Source organism: uncultured Ellagibacter sp. (genome assembly GCF_934636505.1).
In the GTDB taxonomy this organism is placed as follows: domain Bacteria; phylum Actinomycetota; class Coriobacteriia; order Coriobacteriales; family Eggerthellaceae; genus Ellagibacter.
Window position 1 is genome coordinate 1 of the sequence record NZ_CAKUAL010000028.1, and the last position, 24,572, is coordinate 24,572.

The 24,572-nt window shown below is 61.5% G+C and carries 17 protein-coding genes; 1 reads left to right on the forward strand and 16 read right to left on the reverse strand.

From position 1 onward, the window contains the following. The 12 genes from Q0G18_RS04740 to Q0G18_RS04795 form a co-directional block, all read right to left on the reverse strand. Nucleotides 1-710 (reverse strand): segregation/condensation protein A (locus Q0G18_RS04740; RefSeq protein ID WP_297150074.1); only part of this gene is annotated, 710 nt, incomplete at its 3' end. 11 nt (nucleotides 711-721) lie between these two features. Beyond that, a complete protein-coding gene (locus tag Q0G18_RS04745) occupies nucleotides 722-1,405 on the reverse strand; it encodes a site-2 protease family protein (RefSeq protein WP_297150077.1) in 684 nt (227 codons plus the stop codon). Between the two features lie 222 nt (nucleotides 1,406-1,627). Beyond that, entirely contained in the window at nucleotides 1,628-5,431 is a 3,804-nt protein-coding gene (locus tag Q0G18_RS04750; RefSeq protein WP_297150112.1) for an S-layer homology domain-containing protein, read from the reverse strand. A 242-nt stretch (nucleotides 5,432-5,673) separates the two neighbouring features. Then, a complete protein-coding gene (locus Q0G18_RS04755; RefSeq protein ID WP_297150080.1) occupies nucleotides 5,674-6,141 on the reverse strand; it encodes a tRNA (cytidine(34)-2'-O)-methyltransferase in 468 nt (155 codons plus the stop codon). Nucleotides 6,142-6,328: 187 nt separating this feature from the next. After that, nucleotides 6,329-8,419 (reverse strand): ribosomal protection-like ABC-F family protein, encoded by a 2,091-nt coding sequence (gene abc-f, locus Q0G18_RS04760; protein ID WP_297150083.1) that lies wholly within the window; start codon nucleotides 8,417-8,419, stop codon nucleotides 6,329-6,331. A 243-nt stretch (nucleotides 8,420-8,662) separates the two neighbouring features. Beyond that, the gene (locus tag Q0G18_RS04765) at nucleotides 8,663-9,973 is read right to left on the reverse strand and encodes an MFS transporter (protein WP_297150092.1); all 1,311 of its coding nucleotides are present in this window, start codon (nucleotides 9,971-9,973) and stop codon (nucleotides 8,663-8,665) included. A 398-nt stretch (nucleotides 9,974-10,371) separates the two neighbouring features. Then, complete coding sequence (locus tag Q0G18_RS04770) at nucleotides 10,372-10,773, reverse strand: pyridoxamine 5'-phosphate oxidase family protein (protein ID WP_297150094.1); 402 nt, start codon at nucleotides 10,771-10,773, stop codon at nucleotides 10,372-10,374. A gap of 97 nt (nucleotides 10,774-10,870) precedes the next feature. Then, the gene (locus tag Q0G18_RS04775) at nucleotides 10,871-12,352 is read right to left on the reverse strand and encodes a hypothetical protein (protein WP_297150096.1); all 1,482 of its coding nucleotides are present in this window, start codon (nucleotides 12,350-12,352) and stop codon (nucleotides 10,871-10,873) included. A gap of 302 nt (nucleotides 12,353-12,654) precedes the next feature. Further along, nucleotides 12,655-13,974 carry an SLC13 family permease gene (locus Q0G18_RS04780; RefSeq protein ID WP_297150098.1) on the reverse strand — a complete coding sequence of 440 codons (1,320 nt, stop codon included), beginning with the start codon at nucleotides 13,972-13,974 and terminating at the stop codon, nucleotides 12,655-12,657. Nucleotides 13,975-14,183: 209 nt separating this feature from the next. Beyond that, nucleotides 14,184-14,927 carry a 4Fe-4S dicluster domain-containing protein gene (locus Q0G18_RS04785; RefSeq protein WP_158049374.1) on the reverse strand — a complete coding sequence of 248 codons (744 nt, stop codon included), beginning with the start codon at nucleotides 14,925-14,927 and terminating at the stop codon, nucleotides 14,184-14,186. A 4-nt stretch (nucleotides 14,928-14,931) separates the two neighbouring features. Then, nucleotides 14,932-17,523 carry a molybdopterin-dependent oxidoreductase gene (locus Q0G18_RS04790; protein ID WP_297150101.1) on the reverse strand — a complete coding sequence of 864 codons (2,592 nt, stop codon included), beginning with the start codon at nucleotides 17,521-17,523 and terminating at the stop codon, nucleotides 14,932-14,934. 437 nt (nucleotides 17,524-17,960) lie between these two features. Further along, entirely contained in the window at nucleotides 17,961-18,890 is a 930-nt protein-coding gene (locus tag Q0G18_RS04795) for a LysR family transcriptional regulator (protein WP_297150103.1), read from the reverse strand. Nucleotides 18,891-19,178: 288 nt separating this feature from the next. On the opposite strand from Q0G18_RS04795, the gene Q0G18_RS04800 reads away from it, so the two are divergent. Continuing rightward, nucleotides 19,179-19,715, forward strand: coding sequence for a gamma carbonic anhydrase family protein (locus Q0G18_RS04800; RefSeq protein WP_158049377.1), 537 nt, complete (start codon nucleotides 19,179-19,181; stop codon nucleotides 19,713-19,715). Between the two features lie 303 nt (nucleotides 19,716-20,018). Here the strand turns inward: Q0G18_RS04800 and Q0G18_RS04805 are convergent, their stop codons facing one another. From Q0G18_RS04805 to Q0G18_RS04820, 4 genes are all read right to left on the reverse strand, one after another. Next, on the reverse strand, nucleotides 20,019-21,002 hold the full coding sequence (locus tag Q0G18_RS04805) for a 2-hydroxyacid dehydrogenase (protein WP_297150106.1): 984 nt from the start codon (nucleotides 21,000-21,002) through the stop codon (nucleotides 20,019-20,021). Nucleotides 21,003-21,034: 32 nt separating this feature from the next. Next, nucleotides 21,035-22,468, reverse strand: coding sequence for an SLC13 family permease (locus Q0G18_RS04810; protein WP_297150108.1), 1,434 nt, complete (start codon nucleotides 22,466-22,468; stop codon nucleotides 21,035-21,037). A gap of 115 nt (nucleotides 22,469-22,583) precedes the next feature. Next, a complete protein-coding gene (locus Q0G18_RS04815; protein ID WP_297150110.1) occupies nucleotides 22,584-23,423 on the reverse strand; it encodes a purine-nucleoside phosphorylase in 840 nt (279 codons plus the stop codon). Nucleotides 23,424-23,510: 87 nt separating this feature from the next. Next, complete coding sequence (locus Q0G18_RS04820; protein ID WP_297150114.1) at nucleotides 23,511-24,569, reverse strand: HemK/PrmC family methyltransferase; 1,059 nt, start codon at nucleotides 24,567-24,569, stop codon at nucleotides 23,511-23,513. Nucleotides 24,570-24,572: the final 3 nt, after the last annotated feature.

Genomic DNA, 24,572 nt, shown 5'->3' on the forward strand with positions numbered 1-24,572 from the left:
TCGCCGAACAGCTCGTCTTGGTTGATCTTCACCATGGAGCGCTTGTAGAGCTCGAGCACCGCGAGGAACGTCACGACGACGACTGGCGTCGGCGTGCGCCCGTCGACCAAATCGGAAAACCGCAGGTGCCCGCGATTGACGATGCGCTGGTGGATGGCTCGCACGTGCGTTTCGACGGGAATGGGCTTTGCGGCGATATGCTCGCTTTCCAGAAGGAACACATCGCGTCGGGCCAGCGCACGGGCGCACGTGAGCGCGAGGCCGTCGAGCGTGACGTCTTTCAGGTAGTCGGGCATGAGGTTCAAAAAGCTCGCATCGGGACCGAATGGACGCGTGTGCATGCGACCTTCCGACACGAAGCGCGCGTGAAGGGCGGAGCTCGCGTTCTTGTACTGCTTGTAGGCGAGCAGCCGTTCGACCAGGATATCGCGCGCCTCGCTCGGGGTGAGCTCCGCGATATCGTCGTCGATTTCGGGCGTTTCCTGCGGGATGAGGCTTTGCGCCTTGATCTCGAGCAGCGTCGATGCCACGAGCAAAAAGTCGCTCGCCACGTCGAGGTCGAGGTTCTTCATGCGCGTGACCTCGACGAGGTATTGGTCGGCGATCTCGGTGATCGAGATGGCGCCGATGTCGACTTTCTGCCTGCTCACCAGGTACAGCAGAAGATCGAACGGACCCTCGAAGCTTGCAGTGCGGACTTTGTAGGACACAGCTTCGCCCCCTAGGAAACCCTGAACGGGAACAGCAGGTTGGCCACATTGCCCGCTGTGACGTCGAGGTATACGCCGACGGGGTTCACGTGCAGGACATACGGCAGAATGATGAGGACGATCATGAAAACGGGCATGGCGTACTGTTGCACGCGATAGTACGTGTGCATGTGCTTTCTCGGAATGAAAAGCGCGAGTACCGACGAGCCGTCGAGCGGCGGGATGGGCAGCAGGTTGAAGAAGAGCAGGTAGAGATTGATGAGCGCAAACATGGGGAGGAACATGAGGTAGAAGTACGCGAACGCCTTGCTTTGCGCGACGAGCGCGGGCGCTTGGCCGTAGAGCGCCCAGGCGATAGCGCCGGCGAGGGCGGCCATCACGAGGTTCGCCGCCGGTCCGGCAAGGCCAACGATGACGTCGCCCGTCTTGGGGTTCTTGAAGTAAGACGGGTTGTAGGGAACCGGCTTCGCGTAGCCGAACACGGGGCCGCTCATCGCGAGCATGCACAAAGGCAGGATGACCGTGCCGAACGGGTCAACGTGCTTGAGCGGGTTAAGCGACAGGCGCCCCGCGCGCTTAGCCGTGGGATCGCCGAGCTTGTATGCCGCAAACCCGTGCGCCACCTCGTGAAACACGATGGCTGGCACGAAGCTTAGGACCGAGCAGATTATGTAGGCAAGATATTGTGATGACATGGGTCATAAGTGTAGCGCAAGGGAAAGCACGCAGAGCGCGCACCTCACTCCCCTGCGCGAAAAGTGCGCAGATGGAAAGCGAGAAGGCGTTGCGCTTGCGGGCGCAAGGAGCCAGAGTGCGCCAGTGCCGGCGCCCGTCCTAAAACAGGCGCCGGCACCGAACGGCAGTCATGGCGAGACGCCCGCGCCGATCCTAACACCAGCGCAGGCGTCGACTTCGCGCTACTTCAAAATCCCCTGCCGATACGCCTTCATGATCAGGGTTGCGGCGCGCTCGCGAGAAGTGCTCTCGGAGGGCGCGAACGTGTAGGTTCCGTCGTGGTTGTCGTAGCCGCTGACAAGGCCGGACTCCTTGGCCCAGGCAACCGAACCCACTGCCCAATCGGATATGGCATCGCTATCGGTCAAGTCGCCGAGAGCCGCCGGATCGCCGGCCTGGCCACCATTCGCGTAGTTGCAGAAGATCTTGGTCACCTGCTCAGCGGTCACCGGCTCATTGGGCATAAAGCTGAACGTGCCGTCGCCGTTGTTGAAGCCGTTGATCACCTGGTTGGCAACAGCCCAGTTGGCAGCACCGGTGTACCACACGAAGGACTCGACATCGTCCATACCCGTGGTGTTAGGCGTGTCGGCAGGCTTGTACGCTGCGGCAGCGTCGGGGTCGGCTGCGCGCCAGAGGATCATGGCGAACTGCGCACGCGTAAGGGGCCTGCCCACGCCGAACAGGCCGGCATCGGGGCCTTCCGCATAGCCGGTGATAAGGCCCTTCGCGGAGCAGAACGACACGCCCTCGGCGTACCACTCGGCGTAGTCGACGTCGGGGAACTCAGACGGGACGCTCGCGAACTGCGCCACATACGTTACATCCTCGGATGCGCGCACCTCGATATCAGCACCGCCGGCGATCGCTTCCCGCTCGCCCGAAGCGCCCTCGCGCTGCCACCCGATGAACACGCTGCCTTCCGATGCTCGCGCGTGGATGGCGATTTTGCCGCCAGCGACCACCGTGCCGCCGCCCCAAACGTCGCCTTCACCTTCCGCGGAAACGGACACCGTCGACTCTTCCAAGTCTGAGCCCGACGCGACGGAGGAAGCCTTCGCCTCGTCGCCAGTCGAGTCATCTACGAGCACGCAATCAGCGGGGGCATCCTGCGCGGACGCATCGAGCGAGAACACATCGCCCTCCTCGATAGCGACTCCCTGATAGCTCTTCACGCTGATGGGATCGCTGCTTAGGACATCTCGTTCCTCGACAGTCACGTCCATCTCGCCGCCGTCGGTCGCGGTGACTTCGACGCGGTAGTCGCCACCGGCGGGAATATCGACCATCTTCACGCCGTCGGACGTTACCGCCGCGGGAAGACCCTCTTCAAGCAGGGTCTCGTCAACCTCATCGTTGGAAATCGATGCGACAAGATTGCCCTCGGCGTCGTAAACCTTAACGTCGACCGGGCAGGCAACAAGCAGCGAGCGGTAATTCTTGCGGGCGAATATCTCGGGGAACTCGCCGAGCGCAGCCTCATCGCTTTCCATCCACGCCACGTAGGTTTCCTGCGTATGCCCGTGCACCACGCCCTTGCCCGTGATGAACGCCCCATTGAGCGCGCCCGTGCCGAAAATGGCCGTGAACAGGAGCTTATACTGCGGAATCACCATCGCTGCGTACAAAACGGCATAGTCGCCGTTGTCGGCGGTGTTCATGATGGCCGCCTTCACGAGACTCGTGAACACCTCATGCGGTGTCACGCCAGCCAGACGATTGTGGTAGTACCACCAGGTTGATCGGGCGAGCATCGCCATCTCCGTCGAAATCGATGAAGCGGTGACGGAGCCGGTCAGATAGCCCCGGTACTTTTCTCCATCGCTGAAGCGCTCGAAATACTCGTTCATCTTTGCCAGCTGCGCCTTGTAGTCGCCTCTCAGCGTGTTCGACCTGGAAGGCAGCGCCAGATCATTGCCGTAGCGGCCGTAGCCCCACTCGCCAAGCGGCACCTTGATGACGACGTCCTCGGGGTTCACGATGTTGAAGATGTTGCCGTACTTGGCATCGCTGCGGTTGCTTGCGCGCGTGGCGTTGGGCGATTCGAACGTGAAGGTGTAGACGTTGTCGGGCGAGAGCGTCCCCGCGTCGGTTGTCAGCCCATCGTCGAGGCGGGCACCGAGGATGTTCGACACCGCAGCGCCCCGGCTGTGGCCGGCGATGAGCACGCGCGCTTCGTCGAGGTCGATGCCGTTGTCGTACACGTAACTACGCAGGGCCCGAAGCACCCGCAGCGCCCCCGCCTTAAAGCCCTCGTGCGTTTCCTGGTCGGAATTCTGCAGCGTGTCGGCGACGTTGAGGTTGCTAAGCCACTCGCCGTTGCCGGGCGTACCGCGCACGATGACGGCGATGATCGGCACGCCGTTTGAGGTCATGCGCGTCTCGATGGAGTAGCCAACCTGGTCGTAGTCGCCGTTGTAGTCCTTCCCTTCGGGGTGATATTCCACCGAATCGAACGCGCTGAAGCCGAGCTCGTCTCGCAACGTCTTTTTCACGAACGACTCGTCGTAAGCCGCGGCGGCGAGCACGGCGGCAGTGGTGGCAAGGTCGTGGTTGTACGTGTACGAAGAGGTGTTAAACCACGCGTCGTCCCAGTTCACTACAGTCGCAGCTTCTCCATCGCCGCCCGAAGCCTTAAACCAAGCGCTTGCCGTGAAGGGGTCGGAGGGAATCGTTTCGGGCGGAACTGCGCCCGACGAACCCGCAGGAAGGGCAACTTTGTCCATGATTTGGTAAGGTGTCCACTGCTGTTCTAAGGTCATGTAGCCGAGCTGTCCGTAATTGTTGCAACCCCACGTCCAAAGCGTGCCATCCTGCTTGAGGGCGGCAGAATGGTTCATGCCCACCGAAGCGCAGACAACCCCTTCGAGGTATTGTACGGGCTTAGGCTGGTCCCAAGAAGTCACTCCAAGTTGGTTGTATGCGCCATCGCCCCACACCCACAGCGTGCCGTCTTTCTTGACAGCCGAGGAGTTACAACAGCGGAATGATATCGAAGCTACATCATCCATCACCTTGACGGGAACACTGCTATCCTCGGTCGTTCCATCCCCCAACTGTCCATCAAGATTCCACCCCCAGGTCAAAAGTGACCCATCTGTCATGATGACCCCAGTATGAGACCCGCCAAGCGACACAGCAGAAACACCGTCCATAACCTTGATGGGGGTGGTGCTACTCTCAGTCGTGCCGTTTCCGAACTGCCCTTTCGAATTGTCGCCCCACATCCAGAGCGCCCCATCGCAATCAATCGCGGCGGAATAACCAGTGCCCAAAGAAACGGCAGCGACATTATTCATTATCATTTTTGGCTCATAGTTGCCGCTGTCGTTAGTCGTCCCGTCGCCAAGCTCGCCATGCGAATTCTCGCCCCACGTCCAAAGCGATCCGTCGCGCTTGATGGCGGCGGCATGAAGATAGCCGAGCGAAACGCTGACGACATCGTCCATGAGCTTTGCGGGAGCGAATCCATGGGGACTGCCCGTATCCTCGTTACCGACCACGCCCTTCCAGTTCCAGCCCCACGTCCAAAGCTCCCCGTTATTTTTGATGGCAGCCGAAAAATTTGTAGCGAGAGCAACGCTCGCAACATCGTCCATAAGCTTCTTCGGATAATAGTTTTTCTCATCGCCCGACGAATATCCGAGTTGAAATTCCGAGTTGCGGCCCCAGATCCAAAGCTCCCCATTCTCGGTGATAGCAGCTGAATGATCCTCGCCTGCCGCGGAAATGGTATTTCCGAACGGCAGCATCTCGGTTGAAGATTGCGCGGCAATTGCGAGCTGCGTTGAGTCCGCAGGTTGAGCCACAGCTGCGAACTGCGTTGACTCGGAGGATTGGTCGGCATCGGCAGGTAGGGCCGAATCCGCAGTTGAGGCACCTTCCGCAACCTGAGCAGCGTCTGAGGCAGAGGCCTCACCTTCGGCATCGCTTGCCCATGCCGAACCGTAGAATGATGCGCAGGGCAAAAGCCCCGCAACGAGCACAATTGACAAGAATGATGAGAGCGCTTTGCGCCATGGATTCGCCATGCCGTACCTCCGCGTTTCAATGATGCAATCGAGCAGTTTGGTGCATTGTACCAAACTGCAAGCAACCTTAAGGATGCAAGCATTGAAGAGAGGCGAACATCGCCGCTAAGGGTGTATGCCCGTTTGAGCAGCCGTGTTTCGACGGAGATAATCGAGGCGATTCCGCAGAATGACGTGCGCTGCCGATGGACGGAAGCTTAGCTCATGTTCGGCCAGGATTGTTGGCGGAGGGCCTCGTAGGCTGCGATGGCCACGGCATTTGAAAGGTTCAAGCTGCGCTCGTTCTCGCGCATGGGGATGCGAACGCACGCGTCGAGATAGCGCTCGATGAACGCCTCATCAAGCCCGCGGCTCTCGCGTCCGAACAGGAGAAACGCACCCTCGCCGTACGCCACATCAGTGTAGCTGCGCGACACGTGCCCCGTGAACAGGTGCAGCTCGTCTCCCCCGTGCGCCTCGAAGAACGCGTCCGCACATGGCCACTGCACGATTTCGACGTCATCCCAATAGTCGCAGCCCGCACGCTGCAGGTTGCGCTGCGTCAAGCGGAAGCCCATCGGCTCTACCAGATGCAGCACCGAGCCCGTGCAGGCGCATGTGCGGGCGACATTGCCCGTATTCTGGGGGATCTCAGGTTCGACAAGCACAATGTTCAGGGGTTTCACTTCCGCCTCTTATTCCGCGCAATGCAAGCAATCGGTAACGTGGGGCTGGATTCCGCGCCAGCTCCATGCTCAAACAGTCCTGAGCTCGCACGAACAGCCCACTGGGCTGTTCGGCTCGTGCGGAACTGCGCGTGGAGCCGGCCCGAAACCCAGCGAATCAGCTGCGAGCAACAGGTCAACGCACGAATCACGCTTGCGCTTTCTGCTTCTCCATCTCAGCTTCGAGCTCCTCGTTCAACACGAACCACTCTTCCTCAGCTGCAGCGATTCGCTTCTTGAGCTGGGCGTGCTCGGCGATGGCATCCGACGAGGCGTCCTCGTTGATGTAGAAGTCGGGGTCGGCCATAAGTTCAAGCAGTTCCGCCATGCGCGCGTTATCGCGCTCCATCTGCTTATCGAGCTCGGCAATGCGCTTGCGGTGGCCCTTAAGCGCTGCATAGGCCCGATTGCGCGCCTCGGCTTCGCGGCGCTTCTGCTCCTTGGTCTTCGGGGCGCTTCCGCGCGGGGCCGTGAGCTGTGTCTTCGCACCCGACGAAGCGCCGGCGCCAGCCGTGTTGCCCGATCCGGTCTTACCCGACGCCGGAGCCTTCCCTGCCGCCTTCATCGCGCTCGCGGCCTTCCCGCCCGAGCCTCCCATGACCTCGTCGACGAGCGATGATTCCTTCGGCGCCTCACTATCGAGCTGGCCGCTCTTATATAGGTAGTAATCGTAGTCGCCCGCGTAGTTGGTGACGCGGCCGTCCTTCACTTCCACGATGCGGTTTGCAACACCCCTGATGAGGTGCCTGTCGTGTGTGATGAACAGCACCGTGCCCTCGAACGCGTTCAACGCCTGCTCCAAGATGTCGGCGCTCGCAATGTCCAAGTGGTTGGTCGGCTCGTCGAGGCACAGCAGAGGACGCGGCGCCACGAGCATCTTCGCCAGTGCAAGGCGGCTCTTCTCGCCGCCGGAGAGCACGCTCACGCGCTTGTCGACGTCGTCGCCGTTGAAGAGGAATGCGCCCAAAAGCGTGCGCACCTGGCTGATCGTCCAGCCCGGCGCCACGTGATCGATTTCCTCAAACACAGTGTTTCCCGAGGTCAGCTCCTCAAGTTGATGCTGAGCATAGTAGGTTTTCGACACGTGCTTGCCATACTTGATCGATCCCGCATCGGGCGCGAGCACGCCGGCGATCATCTTCAGGAGCGTCGACTTACCGGCGCCGTTCGGGCCGACGAGCGCCACCTTCTCGCCGCGATACATCGTGAAATCCAAGCCGTCGTAGACGTGATGGTCGCCGAAGGATTTCCGCAAGCCGCGCGCCTCGACCACCATGTCGCCTGTGCGCGGCGGCTGCTTGAAGTTGAAGTGCACTGTCTTCTTTTCCTCAGGAATCTCCACGAGCTCGGCCTTGAGGCGCTCGAGCCTCGCCGCACGCTCCTGCGCCTGGCGAGCCTTCGTCGCCTTGTAGCGGAACTTCTCGACAAACGCCTCGAGGCGCTTCATCTCCTCGATCTGCTTGGTGCGCTCCTGCTTCAGCCGCTCGATGCGTTCGGCGCGTTTGCGCAGGTAGGCGGTGTAGTTTCCCTTGTAAAGGTTAACATGCTGGTTGTCGACCTCGGCCACGCGATCGACCATGTTGTCCATGAACGCGCGGTCGTGGCTGACGACGATGACAGTGCCCGAATAGCTGCGAAGGAAGCTTTCGAGCCACTTCACGCTCTCCAGGTCCAGATGGTTCGTCGGCTCGTCGAGCAGCAGCACTTCAGGGTTTCTGATCAGCAGCTTCGCGAGCGCGATGCGCATCTGCCAGCCGCCCGAGAACTCGCTCGTCATGCGGCGCATATCGTCTTCCTTAAAGCCGAGGCCGAACAGCACGCCGCGCACCTTCGCCTCGATGACATAGCCGCCCAGCCGCTCGAACTCGTCGCGCGCGCGGCCCGCGGCGGCAAGGTCGCGCTCGGTGGGGTTTTCCCCGAGCGATTCTTCGAGCGCGCGAAGGCGCTTCTCGGCGGCGAGCACCTCAACCTGGGAGGCCATGACCTCGTCGAAGATGGGCTGCTCGTCCATCTCGATCGCTTCCTGCTCGAGATAGCCCACACGCGCGCCCTTCGCGAACAGGATACGACCCTCATCAGCGTCTTCCTCGCCGGAGATGATGTTGAGCATGGTCGTTTTGCCGGCGCCGTTCGGGCCGACGAGCGCTAGGCGGTCGTATTCCTCAAGTTTGAAGGTGACGTCGCTGAACAGTACGCGGCCGCCGAATGACTTGGAGATATGCTCGAGCTGCAAGATCATGGGTATCGTTCGTCTTTCCTAAATGCCAAAAGTACAACCTATTTATGATACCCGAGAACGGGCTTTCGCGCCGAGGGAAAGCGCCCCTATACAAAACGAACGCCCGCGAAAGGTCGCGGACGTTCCGAGGAGAGGAAGAGCAGCAGCGCGCTCGCAGGCCGACGAAGCCCCCAGCCCCGTACTATTTGCCGTCGGCGCGAGCAAAACCCAAGTTGGTGGTCAATTGAGCGAGTTGGGGACGCTTTACGAGTTCGCACCCTTTCTGCTGCGAGGAATCTTCGCGATGACGACGAGAAGGCAGCCGAGCGCAAGGAGCGCCGAGAACCCGAGCGCGACGTGGAAGCCCATATACTCGCCCGATAGCGGGAAGCACCCGATGAGAAAAACCATGACCGCCGTCGCAAGGGATGCTGCGATCTGGCGCGACATGATCATTCCCGCAGAGCCGTGCGTCGTCAGCCCCGCCTTCCCCAAAGAACCCAAGCCCCATGACGTCGTGGTGGGAATAAGAGTCGTAAGGCCCACGCAGCGCAGCGTTTGACCTAACGCCATGAGCCACAGCGGGGCATCGCTTGGAACGATCGAGCACAGAAGGGCGCCCACGACGAGGAAGCATCCACCGAATATCGCAACCTTTCGCGCGCCGAAGCGATCGGTCGCCATGCCCGCACCGGGCTCGAACACAAGGGCCGCCAACGCTCCGGGAAACAAAACGAGGCCCGCCTCGAAGGCGTTATGCCCGCCCGCCTCGATGACGGTGAGCGGGATGATGAGCGTCATCCCCATAAAGCAGCCATAGAGCAAACACTGCGCGACAATGCTCACGCGATATTCGCGAAACGTGAAAATCCGCAGGTCGAGGAGCGGTTCTGAGATTGTGTGCTGGCGCGTTACGAACAATGCGACGCACGCGATTCCCACAAGCACCGGCGCCCACACGAGCGGCTCGGTTAGCCCCATGTTGGCAGCAGCCGTGAAACCGAGCAGCAGCCCGCCGAAGCCGAAGGTGGAAAAGACGAGCGAGGTGACGTCGAGATGGGCAGCAGCGTCTTCCACCTCGCGCTCCCGGACGACGGCAAGCGCGCAAACGATCAGCACGGCCGACGCGCACGCCAAGATGAGAAACATCGCGCGCCAGCTGAACGCCGTGCACAGCGCGCCACCGACAACCGGGCCGATATTAGGCGCGAACCCCAGGGCGATGCCCGCAATCCCCATTGCCGTCCCGTGACGGTTCTCGGGAAAACGCGTCATAGCGATCGTTTGCAGCAACGGCATGAGCACGCCGGTGCCGAGCGCCTCGAGCACGCGGCCGATAATGAGCATCGGGAAGTTGACCGCAAGGCAGTCGCACAACGACCCGATGAGATAGAGACCGTACGAGTACAAGATAAGGGAGCGAACCGACAGTTTCCGCTGCAAATAAGAAGCGAGAGGAACCGCCGCGCCCATGCAGAAGATGTAGATCGTCGCGAGCCATTGGCCCCAGCCGATTTCCGTCCCTAAATCGCTGAGAACGACATCTGCCATGGCATTGAGCGCCGTCTGCGTCATGCCCCGAAGCCGGTGCTTACTACCACGATGGCGAACAACGCGTAAACGTAGCTTTTGCTCTGATTCATCTTCTGACAGCTTCCCATCTCCCGCTACCTGCGCCCACGCCTTGCAGGAAAGACAATCCCCCGAGGCGAAAAGCGGCCGCAAACCATTTTGCGCACAAGAGGCGATGGTAGCGGAGCGCAAGCGCGGGGTATCCCCGTCATGTGCTGAAAATCGTTGCCGTGGCGAGAAAATATGCTCATACCAGAAGAATGAAGTCTCGAATAGAACGGCGGCTCGGAGCAGGCTTTTTCCCGTCCAAAGACGACTCGGCCCCAAGGTTTTCCGCCTTGGGGCCGAGAATGCGCACCCCCGGCAAAAGGAGGCGCGATGACTATGTCGAGAAAGCCGCGCTACGCGAGCTTCGCGCCAGCGTTCGGGCCGGGCGAGCAGGTGAAGAGCTCGTCAACATGCACGAGCACGCCGCCCTTTGCCGTGATGGGCGCGCCCATTGCAGCGAAGCAGCCGTCCACCCACGCCTTCAATTCCTCGAACTGCTCGCCTTCGTTGATGTAGGTCGCGGTGCCGTGAATCTGGTAGGCGCCCTCGTCTCCCCAGAAGGTGATGGCAACCTTCTGGTTCTCCTTCAGGTTCGCAAGCGTTTTGTTGAAGAACTGGTCGGAGATGTAAACCGTCTCGGCATCGATGACTTTCTTCATTCCCATCGGGTCGGCGTTCGGCACGCCATCGGGGGTTGCCGTTGCGAGCACAATGTTCTTCATCTGGTTGAACGCGTCTTGTACCTCTTTGGGCATAACCGCCATAGCATCCTTCTTTCTCGAGGGTCCAGCAGGGCGCCTACGGGTGCGCCCCGCAATCTATGACCCTATGATACCCCCGAATGCCCCTTTGCTAAGCAACCTTTTCAAGCCGCGCTTTCTCGTTTTCGCGCACGCGGGTCTTGAAAACGAGGCTCAAGACCAGGTAGAGCGCAACAGTCATGGGAGCGGTGGTGAGGAAGGGAACGGACACGATGCCCGCCGAGTACAGGACCATGTTCACGATGCTCGTCACGGCAAGCGTGACCACGCCGCGCCAGTTGACAGACTCGACCGAGGCGAGCGGCACACCGCGGCTGCCGATCTTTAAGGGGCCGCGGACGATGTAGTAGTCCGTGATGAGCAGCATGCACCAAGAGATAGTGAGGATACTGCCGAAGCTCATGAAGGCGTTCACCTGGTCTAAGATGTTTCCCAGAATGAAGGCGAGGCCGATGGCGTTCGCGATGACGACGGCGACCGGCCAAGAGAGCTTCACGCCGAAAAGCGAGTCGAACAGGTTCGTCACCGCATTCGCGCCGCCGATGGAGTTGGAGGTCTCGACCTTCATCTGCGAGAGGCAGATGATGGCAAGCCCGACGCCTCCCGCTGCGAGCACAAGCGAGATGCCAGGGTTGGTGATCGCCGCATGCGCAGCGCCCGTCGCATCGTAGCCCTGCGCGCTGAAGTACTCGACGGCTTGCGAGAACCCGAAGTACGTGATGAGCGCGCCAAAGAGGTAGGTGATCACGGCAAAAAGGCTTCCCACGCCGGCGATGGGGACAAGATCGCTTTCCTTGCGCGCATAGCGCGTGAAGTCGGCGGCGAACAGCGCGAGCAGGCCGCTCGTCATGATGGCGTAGTTCACGCCGTAGGCGAAGCCCTGCCCCACTTCCACGCCGGGAATCATCACGCCATGAGTGAGGGCATCCCCCATCTGGCCGTTCGCGGCGATCAGGTACACAACGTAGCCCATCACGCAGAACAGTGCCACGACAAACGCCGCGTTCATACGCGCAATCACCTTCGTGCCGAAGAGCGCCATGAAGATCCAGACACACGAGATGCCGACGAAAAGCACCCAGCGCTCCCAGGTCGTGTTGAGCCCGAAGGCGTAGAGGATGGCGTTGCCGAGCTGCACCGTGCCCACGGCGAGCACGCCGACGATCAGGAAGATCCAAATGAGAGATCCCACCGCAGAACCTTTGGTGCCGAAGATGTAGAGACGGGAGGCCACGTTGTTGGGCAGCCCCTCGCGAAAGGTGATCTTCCCCACGAGGTAGGTCAGGACGAAGGAGAGGGCGAAGGTGATCGCCATCGCCACGCCCCCAAGCTGGCATCCTGCGTAGAAGGCCACAATGCCGCCTCCCATGAGCTTCGAAAGGGACGACACGACGCCCGAAAGGATAGCGGCGATGTCGGGCCAAGCCAGGCGCGCCGAATCGGGCACGTGCTCGAAGAGCGACGACTGCGAGGTCGCCTTGTCCTTCGACGGCGCCCTGCCCTGAGCCGGAGCCGCAACCTCAGCCGGTGTTTTCCCCTTCGCAGCCGAAGCCACACATTCCCCTTTGTTCATACTTCCCCTTTTCCTTGCGGTCTGAATCATCGAGCAACGCGAAGATGAGCCGAACATCTCAGGGAAGAGGGCTGCCGAGCGGTCCCTTGCTGAGCGAGGGAAAAGGAACCTGATTTGGAGGGACAGCCTTTACAGGGGGATAGAAGAGCTGTTTTGTGGAGGGGACAGCCCTCTTCCCTGAGAGATGGGCGCCCAAGGCGAGCGCCCATCGTCGAGTGAGACCCTGCTACTCGCCCGCCCGCGAAAGCAGGATGGAAAGCGGTCGCGCGCGCGTGGCCGTGACCGCCAAGAACAACTTCGCGCTACGCGACGCCCAGGTTCGCGAGCACGATCATGACGATCAGTGCGCACAGGCCGGCGCCGATGGAGATGGCGGCGATGTGCTTGTAGGAGTTGCCGTGGTTCAAGCCCATAGCAGCCAGCATGCCGAACATCGCGCCGGAGTTCGGAAGCGCGCCGCCGATGGTCGCAGCCGTCGCAATGATCTTCGCGAGAGCAGCCGGATCGCAGCCGGTGGCCAGGTAAGGCTCAAGGAAGTTCTGGGCGATGATGCCCACAGCGCCCGAGCCAGAACCCATGACGCCGCCAAGAACAGCAGCCATGGTGGCGGCGGACACGTAGGTACCGCCAGGCATGTTGAAGATTGCCTCGTAGATGACGGTGAAGCCGACGGATGCCGCAGCAACCGTGCCGACGCCGACGGCCGCAGAGGTGAACAGCGCGGGGCCGAGAGCGTTCTTCGCGCCGTTGCCCATGGTGTCGCGCTGGCTCGGGATGAACTTGTTGAACACGATCATGGAGACCACAATGGCGACGATCATGCCGATGTAGACCACGTTCGCCACGCCGAGCTGCGAGCCTGCGATGATGATGACAATCATCACGATGAGCGGCAGCAAGGACATGAACACGCTCGGGGTCTCCTTCTGCTCGGCAGCCTCGGAGTCGGCGGCGGTGATCTCGTAGGTCTCGCCCTTGGCCTGAGCGCGCTTCAAAGCGAACTTGATGTAGAGGCAGGAAACGACGATCGCGATGATGGAGCCGACGATGCCGAGCACGGGAGCTGCGGTCATGGAGACGCCGCAGCCGTTAGCGGCGTTGATCCACGCGATGGCGGGAACGCCCGGAATCATGGCCATCGTGAACGAGCAGGCGGCCAGAGTCCACGCGGCGCAGAACAGATGCCAGGGGATGTTGCATTCCTTGAAAATCGGGCGAGCGAGCGGGATGAGGGCGAACATCGCCACGAACATCGAGATGCCGGCATAGGTGAGAATCGCGCCGACAGCGGCGATTGCTAGGAGCACCAGATACGGGCTCTTCGTGCCGACCTTGCTCATGATCGCCTGCGCGATGGACTTCGCAGCACCCGACTTATCGATGTACTCACCCAGAATCGCCGCGCCCACGAAGATGAGCAGGTTTTTCTGAACGAAGCTTGCGAGGCCCGTCACATACGACGACTTCGCACCGAGCATCGCATCGGCGATGCCCATGCCGTTCGTGACCGCGATGATGACGGCGGTCACAACGGAGGTGATAAGAACATTCCAGCCCTTCATGGCTGCAATGACGAAGAAGACGAGACCGACGATGATGCCGATAACTCCAATCCACTCCATAGTGCTTTCCCCTTTCGTAAAGCAGGTTGATTATCTGCAATGCCGCTGCAAAAGAGACTCCCGCGTTGGCGGTACGGGAAGGTTCTGATGCAGCGACGTGCATTCGAGAATGCCCGCCCGAGTCCCCTTGATCGATCGGGCGGAATATCGCGAACGGCTTAAAGCCCTCCCACAGGCCGGAGGTTCCCGGCCTGCGGGAGGTCGGGCGCTTACGCCATGTCGTTGCGGGTGGCGCGCATGAGCTCGACGACGGAGTCGTGCTTCATCTGGAGCTCGTTGCGGCGGATGGTGCCCTCGTCGAAGGTCGTGAGATCCTCGGGGCTTTCGAACATCGTGCCCAAATCACCGCGCTGTTGATTCAGGCGGATAGCCTCATCGGCGTCGTACGGGATGAGCGGGGTCTTCTCGCGCGGGTTCCAGATGATGAAGGAGGGCTTGGTCGCATCGGGAGAGGGCATGCCCTCGCAGTAGCGCACGTCGCCGTACTTTTCCACGAGCTCGTCGATCGGGCCGAAGTCGAAAGCGCGCAGCGGACAGCTCTGGGTACAGGCGGGCTGCTTGCCATCGGCCAAGCGGTCAATGCACATATCGCACTTGCTCATCTTGCAGGTGGGCTCGTCGGTCGCGAAGCGCGGCGCGCCGTAGGGGCACGCGTCGTAGCACTTGCGGCAACCGGTGCATTTGTCCTGGTCAACCAAGACCGCGCCGAATTCATCCTCTTTGTAGAGGGCACCGGACTCGCACACCTTCACGCATGCCGGGTCCTCGCAGTGCGCGCACGGGAACGCGAGCGAATGCAGGCGGATGTTGGGGAACGTTCCCTCTTCCCATTCGTACACCGTCATGTACTTCTCGGCACCCGGCTCGATGCCGTGCCAATCCTTGCAAGCGATGCTGCACGCCTGGCAGGCGTAGCATCGGTTCATATCGAACATGAAACCATACTGGGTCATCGTCTTATTCCTTCCCCTCACCGAGCGAGCGGCGATAATTCAGTGCCACGCTTGCGCCGCGCATGCCGCCGCGCTCAGCCTCGTTGCCGAAACCTTCGGCGTCGCCATCGCGAAGCTTCTCGACTTCCACCAGGCCCGCAGTGATGAGCGCGCCCAGGATGTGGGGCAGATGCCCGTCGTCAAGCAGGATGTTCGGAGTGCCGCGAAGGTCTTCGCCGAACGTGTTGCATTCGGCCGGCGTGCCGTCGGTCTGGAACCACGCGCCGTGGTGCACGGCCGCGGTGCCGGGCATCATGCGGTTCGTGACGTAGGCCGTGAGCTCCACCTCGCCGCGGTCGCTGTAGACACGGCAGATGTCGCCGTCCTTGATGCCGCGCGCCTGCGCGTCGACGCCGGAAATCCACACCGCGTGGCGATAGCAGTCCTCGCGCATGAACGGGTTGTTGTCGTTGCTGGAATGCTGGCGGTAAATCGAAACCGGGGACACCATCGACAGCGGGTACTTCTTGACCTTCGGGTTGTAGAAGCCGTCGTTGGAAGCGGATCCGATGTCGCCTTCGACATAGCTCGGGCTCCACACGGGCATCGGCTCGATCTGGCCGCGCCAACGGGACTCGGTCATGTCGTGGGTCTTCACGTAGTTCGACGAGAACTCGATCTTGCCGCTCGGGGTCTCGAACGGGCTCTCACCGCGCTCGATCCTGGTCCTGAACGGGTAGTACGGCGAGTCGATTTCGGTGCGGATGACCGGATGCGCGTTGAACTCTTCCCAGGTCGGACGCTTCTCGTAGCCGAGATAGGCCATAATCGTCTCGTTGTTCGCCCAGTTCTCGAAGGCCTCCTTGTACACGGCCTCCTGAGCGTCCACCCAGTGATCGACGTCGACGTCGAGCATGCGGGGATTGTACTTGTCGGCCACGCCGAGGCGCTTGGCGATTTCGGTCCAGACCCATTCCTTCGAGCGCACCTCGCCCGGGAAGTCCAGGCCGCGACCGCAGAAGGTGAAGTAGTTGCGCATGCCGTTCGGGCCGGACACGAAGCGCTGATGGCCGTACATGTACTCGTCCATGCCCTCGAGCTGCCAAATCGGCGCCGGCAGGATGATGTCGCAGAGTTCGGCGGTGGGCTGGTTCAGATGCCACTGGAAACCCCAGTTGAACTCGGTAGACGCCATACCGGCGAAACGCTTGTTCACATTGGAGTGGTTGTTGCCGTAGTTGTTCTCGAAGATGATCATCTGGATGTTCGGCAGCGGAGAGTCGTTGGTCGGAGAACCGATGCGATGACGAAACTCGGACTCGCTCATGCGGCCTTCCCAGTAATCCTTCTGGCAAGCGAGGATCTCGGTGAGGCAGTTGTTGTTGAACAGCACGGGCGGCTTGTAGTTGCCCGGATCGCGATGCCAGTCGGCACGCGGGGCGGGAACACGGCCCGGGGTGGGCAGGCAGGCGCCCGTCTCGCATCCACCGGGGCAGGCGATGTTACCGGTCATGGACTGAAGCAGCATCGACGCGATGGCGGAGTAATCTCCCATGTGACGCTTCGCGCACGAGTAGAAGTACTGCAGGTGAACCGGCTTCGTGGTGCCGTAGAGGCGCGCGAACTCGCGGATGGTCTCGGCAGGAACGGCGCAGATGGGAGCAGCCCATTCCGGCGTCTTCTTGATGCCGTCTTCGCCTTCGCCCATGACGTAGGCGCGCCATTCCTCGAAGCCCGCCTTGTCGACCCACTCGTCGACGAACTTATGGTCGATGAGGTCCTCTTCGTAGAGCACCTGCGCGATGGCGAGCATCATGGCGAGGTCGGTGCCGGGGCGGATGGGAATCCATTGATCAGCGAGGATTTCCGCGGACTGCGTGTAGCGCGGGTCGATGACGATGGTCTTGCAGCCGTATTCGTGCGCGAGCTGCATGTAGTACGACGTCGGACCGAACCATGCGACGACCGGGTCCATGCCCCACATGATGAAGAGTTTGGAGTTGAAGATGTCGGAAGCCTCGAATCCCGGGGCTGCGTCGGAGCGGCCGCTCGCGACCTTCGTGAGGTCCACGCCGAGGTGCAGCATCTCGCCAGCGGCATGGCCGGAGGTGGAGTGCTCGCCCCACGCGCCGAAGCCCGCTTCCCACCATGCCGCCAGGGGGAAGCCGTTCTTCTCGAACGACGGGTACTGCGAATGGAAGATGCCGTAGGGGCCGTACTTGGCCTTAATCTCCTTCATCTTATCGGCGATGGTGTCGAGAGCCTCTTCCCAGGAAATCTGCACGAAGTAGCCCTTGCCGGGGCCCTTTTCGCCCACGCGCTTCATCGGGTGCAGAAGACGCGTCTCAGCCTCGATTTCCTTCTTCCAGGAATGACCCATGGCGCACGGACGCATCTGGACGTTGCCCTTCCAGATGTTCTCCCAGCCGCAATCCTCGCGGCTGTCGTTGGCGTTGACCGAGTCGTCCGGTTCAATGGCGATGAGCTTGTTGTCCTTCACATGGCACTTCAGCACGCATGCCGAGTCCCAGCAGCCGTTTGCCGGGCAGGAAGTGTAGAAGATGCGCTCCCCCTCGTGCTTAGCGCGGCTGGCATCGATGATTCCTTGCTTGTCCACCGACTCCTCCTTTTGTTGCTTGGAGCCGCGCAGTCGGGCAGTCGGGTATGCAGTTCGCATTGGTGCGGCGAGCTTGCGCGACCCCTCCCGTTGCGCAGCCATTCGATACGCCCTCGTCTTATAAGCCGTCGGCCAATTGAAACGGGCCCTGCCAACGGCTTGTATTCGGCGTTGAATGGAAGGATAGGGAGCGCAAACGGCGCTGAAAAGAGGTTTCGAGGACTTCGCTGTCGGAGTCGCTTACCGCTGCCGTAAAGGTTTTCTTGCATGGAAAGAACCGTTTACGGCGGTCGAAAAGCGTGCTTTGCAGCGAGAAAAAGTTAACTTCAGTAATTTGAGTGTGCGACTATAAAGATAATGCTCCCGATTGGGAGCATTATCAGATCGAGCCATCATGCAGATAAGAGGAGCGGAGCAACGCGGCGACGCATCATCCCCTACTGTTTGTCGTCGGAGCAGAAATACCCATCGGGGATGTTGTTGCGAACGAAGTCCATGAACTCGAGCGCAAGCGGCGAGATGGCGCGCTCGGCGTTCCAGACAAGATCGATGGGATAGCGCATGGGGTCGGTGTCCACTTCGAACCAGATGATGTTCGGGTCGTTGCGATAGCGCCGCGCGATGCAGCGAGGGACCGACGTCCACCCCAAACCTGCGCGGACCCCGTTCATCATGGCCTCGTGGGTGTCGAACCGGGCAACCATGTTGTGGTCGCGAAGCGAGATGCCGTAACGGTCGCGGAAGTGGCGGTTGCCCACCATATGGCGCCCCGAGTCCCATTCGTAGATGATCATGGGCCATTCGAGCAGCGTCTTGATCTTCACCGGTTGGGGCGTCGAATTGTACGGCGGCTTGTCGGGCGCGCAGAAGAGCAGCTGGGAGTACCCGAGCGTCTCCGTCGCGATCCCCTCCTCGACCGATTCGTTTTCCAGGATCGCGAAGTTGATGTCGCCGTCCTTGAGCTTCTTCAGCAGCCCAGGTTCGTAGCCCGCTTCCAGATGGACGAGCGCATCGGGGTGCAGGTCGTGGAACTTCTTCACGAGCGCCGGCAAAAGCGTAACGCCGTCGGCGAAGCTCATCCCGACCTCGATCGTCGAGTCGAAGCTCTCGTCGACCGCCGCGAGCTCTGCGGCGAGCAGGCTTTCGAGCGACGTCATCTTCCGCGCGAATTTCGTAACAATAACCCCGGCGGGCGTTGGCACCACGCCGGTCGACGTGCGCTCGTAGAGCTTCATCCCGAAGCGCGCCTCGATGTTCGCGATTTTTTGGGACAGTCCGGGGCGGGACATGTAAAGCCGCTCCGCCGCCTGCGACAAGCTTTTCGTCTCCGAAACGGTCACAAGCACTTCGATATCATCAAGCTGCATGACTCCCCCTTCATCATCTCAGCAACTATCAAAGCATCGTCGTAAGCCCGACTTGACAGCCGAATCGCGCCTTTCTGGCAAATCCCCCTTTGCCGTAAAGAGGAGTTTACGACCCTCCTATACGCTTTTACAGCGAAACCCGCAAAGCGACAGGGTATCTTCGCGCGATTCCACGAAGACGACAACCTATGAGCGCGATGGGGGCACGCTTCTTCGATTGCGTATAATGAAAAGCATAGCACCCCCCCCCGAACATCAAGTTCGGCGCCTCAGAGAAAGCGTTCGACCATGGACTACCGCGCAGGACTGAACATCGATTCCAAGGCGCATATCGCGAAAAACGCAACCGTCATCGGCGACGTGACGATCGGACCCGACGTCACTGTGCTCGAAGGCGCGACGATCCGCGGCGATTTTGGCGGAAGCATCGAGATTGGAGCCGGCGCGAATATCCAGGAGAACTGCTGCGTCCACGTGAACACCGGAGAAGTAACGCGTATCGGCGAGAACGCGACGGTCGGCCACGGCGCCATCGTCCACGGCTGCGAAATCGGCGACGGATCGCTCATCGGGATGGGGGCCATCGTCATCGACCGCGCCAAAGTGGGCAAGCGATGCCTCGTGGGCGCGGGCTCGCTCGTGACGGGCACGGCCGACATCCCCGACGGGTGGATGGCGTTCGGCTCGCCCGCGAAGCCCATCCGTCCCCTTCGCGACGACGAACTGGCCAGCCTCGTCGATGCCGCCGAGGAATACCGCGAGATCGGGCGCGACATGGAAAGCCAGGGACTTCTTCTGCCCGGAAGCGAGTACAGCCCCATCTAGGTCGCGCTCGCAGAGGGCGACCGCGCAAGAACGCCAAGCGTCCCCCCCTCACGCGAGTTAGAGAGAGGAAACGAAGCCTCCGGGGACAAAAAGACGCGATATGCGAGTCCTAATCGTCAAGTTGGACACTTGAGGCTGGCTGTCGTCAGTAAAACCCCAGGTCGCGAAGACTGGCTCGCAGGTTAGGCCTTGCGATTCGCGATCTCGGGCTCGCATATCGCATCTTTTTGTCCACGACTTCCCGATTCCGCTGCAATTCGCAAGAGTCAACCCCAATAATGATCAGGAAAAGCCGAGGGGGCGCTAGCACACGCGATTGACGAGCTCTTCCCCCGCTGCGAGCCGGGCGATGTTTTCCCAAATCGTTCGGTGCGCCCGATAGAACATGCCTTCCGCAACGCCTCCCACGTGCGGCGAGAACACCACGCGCCTCGACGCGACGGCAGAAAGGTTCACGAGAGGATTATCGCAGGTCACAGGCTCTGGCGAGAGCGTGTCGAGGCCCGCCGCGGCGATGTTGCCCGCTTCGAGCGCCGCCGCGAGCGCCTCCTGGTTCACGATGTCGCCGCGCGCCGTGTTCACAAGCACGCCGTCGGGGCGCATCTTCGCGAGGAACTCCCCGTCGACCATGCCGCGCGTCTCATCGGTCACGGGAACGTGCAGGCTCACGATGTCGCAGGTGGCAAGCAGGTCGTCAAGGCTTGCGAAGCGAACACCCAGCTCGTTCTCGAGACCCTCGTCGAGCGGATGGTGCTTGTTGTAGAGCATCTTGCAGCCCCAGGGACGAAGGTAGCGGGCAGTCGCCTGGCCGATTGCACCGAAGCCCACGAAACCGACCGTGCAATCCCCCAGCTCGCGAAAGCCCTCCACCATCATGCGTTCCTTGAGGGCGATCTGGCGACCCTCGCGAACCGCCCTGTCGCCTTCGAGCGCACGCCTTAAGCACATGAGCATGAGCATGACAGCCTGCTCAGCGACGGTCCCCGCGTTCACGCCCGCGCAATTGCACACGGCAATGCCCCGAGCGCGCGCCGCGTCCACATCGATCGCGTTGAACGCCACGCCTTCCGAATGGATGAGCTTGAGGTTCGGCATACCCGCAATCAAGCGCGCGTCTATCGGGCTTATGGCATCTGCGACGACGACGCCAGCGTCGGGCGCAAGCGCGAGAAGCTCGTCGTCGGATGCGCCCCGTTCAGCGCAGACGAGCTCGACCTCGCGCACGATGGGCAGGTCGGGAAGGTATTTGCGCGTGCGCGCTTCGCTTCCGATGGCAAGAACCAACATGTAAGTCCCCTTTCGAGTCTTGCGGCAAGCCGCTACAGCAAGCCCATCCACTGCCAATACGGCACGGAGACCGCAAGCCCCACAAGGCAGGTCGCAAGATAGACCCCGCAGTACTTGGCAAGTTCTGAATGCTTCGCCATCTTACCATCGACCGCATAGAACGCGGCGAGGTATATCGGGCTTTGATATTTCGCGAACCAGGCGATAACGAGCGCATACGCCGAGAATCCGAGCACCCACGGGTTCACGCCCACGCTCGCCGCCATCGGCACGAGGAATGCCATGAGCAGATTGAGGTACGCCACCTCGGAAACGATGAGGAACCGAAGCACCACCGTGATCACGCCGATCCCAAGCACGAGCAGGTACGGATTGCCCGCAAGCGCCTGGAAAGCGGGGCCGCACGTCTGCATGACCCAATCGTTAAGCCCCGCCTCGGCGAACACCGACCCCAACCCGAGCGCGATGCCGATGAAGAGGAGCGACGTCCAGTTCACACCCGACTTGAATGCAGGCACGTCAATCACTTTCAGCACGAACATGGCGACGAGCGCGGCCAGGCCGACCGCCATGGCAGACACATGGTGGAACGGCTCGGTTGCCCACAGGACGACCGTCACCAAAATGATGGCGAGCATGCGCTTCTCCACCGCCGAAAGCGGCCCTAATCCATCGGGAATCGGCTGGCTGGCGTCCTCGTCTGTCCCTCCGCACGAGGACTCGCCAGCCTTCTCCCCTCGCCCGTATATCCCCATGATCAAGAAGTAGTTCAGCACCAGCACCACGACAAGCCACGGAAGCGCCGCCACAAACCACGACGCCATGTTGAACTGCTCCTGCACATCGACGGGCAGCGTTGCCATAAGGGCGTAACCAGTGATGGAGGCGGAAACGATCGTCGGCGCGACCGTGCGGATACCCACGAGCATCGCCGCAAACAACCCGGTTGCGCGCTTCCCTTGGCGCTCGTAGCCTAGCTCGTCCCCGATGTTCATGGCAAGCGGGGCAAGCATAGCGCCTTTGACGGCGAGGCTCGGAATCAAGGGGCCGAGAACGGTTCCCGTGACGAGTTGGGCTGCGACCTGGCATCGAAAGGTGCGCGGGAACTTGCTCACGATCGCAAGCGCGATGCGCTTCATAAGGCCGCTCGTCTTCATGCCGACCCCGAGCGTAAAGGCCGAAAGCAGCAACCACCACGTGGACGACGCGAACGTCGAGAACGTCGCGCCGACGGAGATGCCGGCGACCACAACGAAGAGCACCGCCATCACCACTGCAGTGACAAACTCGGGCAGAACGCCGGTAATCCACCACACGATAGCCATGATAAGGATGCCGAGCACCGCCGTCGCCTGATAGGACAGTCCCGGAATCGGGCAGGTCGCGATAAGGACTGCCGCAGCAAGCGCACCCGCCGCAGCACATCCCAGCTTGATCTTTCGCTTCGCTTCTTCTTTCACCAGCACACGCTTTCCCTCGCAATTGACGCGGTCAATCATACTCCCAAACGAAAGCGGCGACGCGATTCTCCTCGCGCCGCCGCTTGATTATCTAAATTCAGAACACACCTTGGAAGGCGACTTAGAGCATAGCCTCCTCGACGATGCCCTCAATGAGCCGGCAGAACTTCGGCTCAGCCTCTTTGGCAACCTCGAAGACCTCGGTATCGCTCGGGGAAGATCCCTCCACGCCCGCTGCCATGTTCGACACGAGCGAGATGCCGAGCACGCGCATGCCCACATGACGAGCTGCGATGACCTCCTCGCACACGCTCATCGCAACCGTGTCGGCGCCCCATGCGCGGAATGCGCGAATCTCTGCGGGAGTCTCGAAGCTCGGACCCAAAAGCCCCAGGTAGACGCCTTCCTGCACCTTCACATCGCGCTCGAGGGCGACCTTGCGGGCAACAGCGCGAAGATCGGGGTCGTAGGCGTCGGTCATCGAGAAGAAGCGGAACGCAATGCCGTCGGGCTCGGTGCCGACGATCGGGTTTCGCCCGGTGAAGTTGATGTGGTCGCTCATGATGCAGAACTCGCCAGGGGCATAGGTCTCGTTGATAGCACCCGCCGCGTTCGTCGTGATGAGCGCGCGCACACCCAAAAGATGCATGAGCCAAATGGGGAACGCGACCTCCTGCGGCGAATTCCCCTCGTATCCGTGCAGGCGGCCCTGCATGGCGAGCACGCACTTCCCGCCGAGCTCGCCGCACACGAAGCGGCCCTTGTGCCCCGTCGCCGTGCTACGCTTCATATGGGGAATCTCGCCGAACGGGACGATGATGGCGTCCTCGATCTGCTCAGCCAGGGGGCCGAGCCCCGAACCGAGCACGATACCGACCGCAGGTTCGCGATCGCCGAGGCGCTCCCTCAGAACGGCGGCAGCTTCTTCGAGATTTGCCTTGAGCACGTTATCAGCAGACATGTACGCTCCTCACGATAGTAGACATAGTCGAATAGCGCTATTCTACCGCAAAGAGAGCGACCGCCGAAGCTCGCGTTGCGCGAGGTGCTAGCACCCCGGCTTTCGCGCCGTGAGAACGCGCGACCGACCTGCGAGATCGGCGACGATGCGCACATCGACGAAGCCCGCCGCGCGCGCCAAAGACGCCGCCTCGTCAAGGCAGGTCTCGTGCAGCTCGAACGCGCAGCCGCCACCGGGACGCAGCGCCTGCCGGCACCATTCGATCTCGCGGCGGAACACATCGAGCCCGTCGGCGCCCCCTTCGAGGGCAAGCGCGGGCTCGAAGGCCGCGACCTCCTGGGGGATTTCCGCCATGACGGCGGTGGGAACGTAAGGCGGATTGGAAACAACCAGGTGAAGCTTGCCAATCGCCGCCTCGGGAACGCCCGCCGCAAGGTCGCATTCGACGACGCGCACGCGGTCGGCAAGCCCGAGCGCATCCGCGTTCTCGCCCGCAAGCGCAACGGCGTCAGGAGAGATGTCGGTGGCGATGACGCGCGCGTCGGGACGCTCGTAGGCGATCGAGCACGCGATGCAACCGCTCCCCGTGCACAAATCGGCCACGAATAGCGTTTCGGCAGCGGAATCGCCCGAGGCGCCCGCGCCGTCCGAAGTGAAGCCCTCCGCTTCTCCAAGCGCATCAACTACCTGGGAAAACGCATTCGAACCGTCGCCTGCTTCCCCGACGGCTGCCTCCGCTGCGCGCAGAAGATCGCCCTCCCAGGCACCGATTTGCGAGTCGCGTGCCACGCGGCGGCCTGCGGGAGGCAAAAGCGAGAGTGCCTCGCTCACAAGCACCTCGGTCTCGGGGCGTGGGATGAGCACGCCTGGGCGCACCTTCACCGCAATATGGCGGAACGCAACCTCGCCGGTGATGTATTGCAGCGGCTCGCCAGCCCCGCGGCGCGACACATAACCGCGAAGGATATCGCGCTCCTCCATCGAGAGAGGCCTCTCGAAATTGACGTAGAGCTCCACGCGACGCAGCCCCGTGGCCTCGGCAAGAAGCCATTCCGCCGAAAGACGCGGGTTCTCGTCGCCCTTGCGCGCAAGATACCCCTGCGTCCACTCGAGCGCAGCTTTAATCGTCCACACGTCATCCGTCATCGG

Coding starts and splice junctions, on each gene's coding strand:
- Q0G18_RS04745 (WP_297150077.1), bottom strand. CDS start 1,405: ATGTCATCACAATATCTTGCCTACATAATCTGCTCGGTCCTAAGCTTC.
- abc-f (WP_297150083.1), bottom strand. CDS start 8,419: ATGATCTTGCAGCTCGAGCATATCTCCAAGTCATTCGGCGGCCGCGTA.
- Q0G18_RS04765 (WP_297150092.1), bottom strand. CDS start 9,973: ATGACGCAGACGGCGCTCAATGCCATGGCAGATGTCGTTCTCAGCGAT.
- Q0G18_RS04770 (WP_297150094.1), bottom strand. CDS start 10,773: ATGCCCAAAGAGGTACAAGACGCGTTCAACCAGATGAAGAACATTGTG.
- Q0G18_RS04775 (WP_297150096.1), bottom strand. CDS start 12,352: ATGAACAAAGGGGAATGTGTGGCTTCGGCTGCGAAGGGGAAAACACCG.
- Q0G18_RS04780 (WP_297150098.1), bottom strand. CDS start 13,974: ATGGAGTGGATTGGAGTTATCGGCATCATCGTCGGTCTCGTCTTCTTC.
- Q0G18_RS04785 (WP_158049374.1), bottom strand. CDS start 14,927: ATGACCCAGTATGGTTTCATGTTCGATATGAACCGATGCTACGCCTGC.
- Q0G18_RS04795 (WP_297150103.1), bottom strand. CDS start 18,890: ATGCAGCTTGATGATATCGAAGTGCTTGTGACCGTTTCGGAGACGAAA.
- Q0G18_RS04800 (WP_158049377.1), top strand. CDS start 19,179: ATGGACTACCGCGCAGGACTGAACATCGATTCCAAGGCGCATATCGCG.
- Q0G18_RS04805 (WP_297150106.1), bottom strand. CDS start 21,002: ATGTTGGTTCTTGCCATCGGAAGCGAAGCGCGCACGCGCAAATACCTT.
- Q0G18_RS04815 (WP_297150110.1), bottom strand. CDS start 23,423: ATGTCTGCTGATAACGTGCTCAAGGCAAATCTCGAAGAAGCTGCCGCC.
- Q0G18_RS04820 (WP_297150114.1), bottom strand. CDS start 24,569: ATGACGGATGACGTGTGGACGATTAAAGCTGCGCTCGAGTGGACGCAG.